Raw genomic sequence first — 1,178 nt, forward strand, 5'->3', positions numbered from 1 at the left:
GGATTCCGGCCGCGGCGCCGGCGCCGGAGCGGGCTGCGGGCGGATCGGCCCCGTGGACACCTCGAAAACCTCACCGGGTCGGCGGCCGCCACGGCGTTCGAACCCTTCGCCGAGACGTTCGGTCCGCTCTCCGGGACGCTGCCCGGTCGCCCGCGCGGGACGCTGGGATCGTGGCACGTACCGGGTCTCGTCAGGGGAACCCTCGGGTGGGGAGTCGTCCTCCCCACCCGTGGCTCTCAGGTCCACGTCGATGTCCGTCATACCCGCTCTCTCGACCAGCCCGACCGGCTCAGCCGGCCCAGCGAGCAGGGTCCGCACAACCACGGACGGAAATAACGACGGCCTGAGACCACGATGGGTTGCCTACAGCACTACGGGCCGGGGAACCGGCACGATGAAGGAGCCACCGCGCGCGGCGTACTCGGTCTGCTGGGCGATGATCTCCTTCTTCACGTTCCACGCCAGCAGCAGCAGATAGTCGGGCTGCCGCTCCAGCAGGACGGCAGGATCGAGGATCGGCAACCGGGCGCCGGGCAGGTACCGGCCCTGCTTGTGGATGTTGCGGTCGACGACGAAATCGAGCAGGTCGGTACCGATGCCGCTGGAGTTCAGCAGGGTCGCTCCCTTGGCCGCCGCGCCGTAGGCGGCGATGGTCCTACCGTCGGCGCGCAGCGAGCGCAGCAACGCCACCAGCTCGTCCTGCACGGCGCGGACGTCGTCGCCGAAGCTGGCGTACCGGTCGAACGTGTCGAGCCCGGCAGCCCGCTCGGCGTCGAGCACCGCCGCCACCGACTCGGCCGGGTCCGCGGTGGCGGTGTGCTGCATGCTCCACCGCAGGGTGCCGCCGTGCAGCTCGGGGAACTCCTGGACGCCGACGAGCGCGAGGCCGTGCCGGCGCATCAGGGCGTCGACCGCGATCGTGGAGAAGTAGCAGAAGTGCTCGTGGTAGACCGTGTCGAACTCGGTGTGGGCCAGCAACGCGCCGACCCCGGGGTTCTCGACGTCGACGAGGCCGCCGTCGGCGAGCAGGATCGAGAAGCCCTCGACGAAGCTGTTGAGGTCCGGGACGTGGGCCATCACGTTGTTCGCTATGATCACATCGGCCTTGCGACCCTCCGCGACGAGCTGGCGGGCGAGCTCCGCGCCGAAGAACTCCTCGCGGGTCGGCACGCCCGCCT

The 1,178-nt window shown here is 70.5% G+C and carries 2 protein-coding genes; one reads left to right on the forward strand and one right to left on the reverse strand.

The features are described from left to right. On the forward strand, window positions 1–336 hold a 336-nt coding region (locus AC08ON_RS11280; RefSeq protein WP_476616928.1), incomplete at its 5' end, for a hypothetical protein. Between the two features lie 27 nt (window positions 337–363). On the opposite strand, the gene AC08ON_RS11285 is transcribed toward AC08ON_RS11280, so the two are convergent. Further along, window positions 364–1,178, reverse strand: an 815-nt coding sequence (locus tag AC08ON_RS11285) for a class I SAM-dependent methyltransferase (RefSeq protein WP_476616929.1), incomplete at its 5' end; no start/stop codon positions are given.

Source organism: Frankia sp. CoWAU3 (assembly GCF_977971855.1).